Below are 1,209 nucleotides of genomic sequence, written 5' to 3' on the forward strand. Positions count from 1 at the left end.
GGCGCGCGGCGTCCAGATCGACATCAAGCCGGACATGCTGAGCATCCGCTATCCGATGGACGTCAACCTGACCGGCGACAGCGTCGAGACGCTGCGCGCATTGCTGCCCTTGCTTGAGCAGAAGACCGACCGGTCCTGGCGCGACGAGATCGAAGGGAACGTGGCGGCGTGGTGGAAGACCCTGGAGTCCAGGGCGATGCACTCGGCCGATCCGGTCAACCCGCAGCGCGTCACCTGGGAACTGTCGCCGCGCCTGCCGGACCGGGCGATCGTCACCAGCGATTCCGGGTCCTGCGCCAACTGGTACGCCCGCGACCTGAAGATGCGGCGGGGCATGATGGGCTCGCTGTCCGGCGGCCTGGCTTCCATGGGGGCCGCGGTGCCCTATGCCATAGCCGCCAAGTTCGCCCATCCGGACCGGCCCGTCATAGCCCTGGTCGGCGACGGCGCCATGCAGATGAACAACATGGCCGAGCTGATCACCGTCGCCAAGTATTGGAGGAACTGGGCCGATCCCCGCTGGGTGGTCTGCGTCTTCAACAACCAGGACCTCAATCAGGTGACCTGGGAACAGCGGGTTCAGCAAGGCGATCCGAAGTTCGAGGCATCCCAGCAGATCCCGGACTTTCCCTACCACAGGTTCGCCGAACTGATCGGGCTGCGGGGAATATACGTGGACGATCCCGAGCGGATGGGACCCGCCTGGGACGCGGCTCTGTCGTCGGACCGGCCGGTCGTGCTGGAGGTCAAGACCGATCCCAACGTGCCGCCCCTGCCGCCCCACATCACCGTAGCGCAGGCCAAGGCCTTCATGTCCACGCTGCTCAAGGGCGACCCCGATCAGGGCAGCGTCCTGGTCGATACGGCGAAGGAAGTGCTCAGCGGCATCATTCCGGGCCGGAAGATCTGACATCGCGCCGCCTCGCCGCCGGACTGCCGCCGATGCACCGTTTCAGGGCGATCGGGGGCCGTCCGGCTCTGCGGGACAGACTGTCGGAAAGTCCTTCGGGTCGATACCGAACGCCTCCAGCGCGCGAGGGGGAACCGGCGGGATCCGGAGGATGGGGGCAGGTTTCGCCGGCGCGGAGGCGGCGGTCGGCTGCGCCGGGAGCGGGGTTTCCGCTGGCGGAAGCGGCGCTTCCGGTGGATTTTCGGCGGATGGGTCTTCGAGAGGGGGATCTTCGTCCTCGCGCGGGTCGAAGAGGCAGG

1 protein-coding gene and 1 pseudogene are annotated in these 1,209 nt (G+C 67.4%); one reads left to right on the forward strand and one right to left on the reverse strand.

Annotation, left to right across the window (positions count from 1 at the left end; translation table 11 throughout):
• Positions 1-910: thiamine pyrophosphate-dependent enzyme (locus AC5JJ6_RS37695; RefSeq protein WP_496046954.1), on the forward strand; the 910-nt coding region annotated here is incomplete at its 5' end.
• A gap of 42 nt (positions 911-952) precedes the next feature.
• Here the strand turns inward: AC5JJ6_RS37695 and AC5JJ6_RS37700 are convergent.
• Positions 953-1,209, reverse strand: a pseudogene (locus AC5JJ6_RS37700) (hypothetical protein); the annotation flags it as partial.

This window comes from Skermanella sp. (assembly GCF_059503625.1).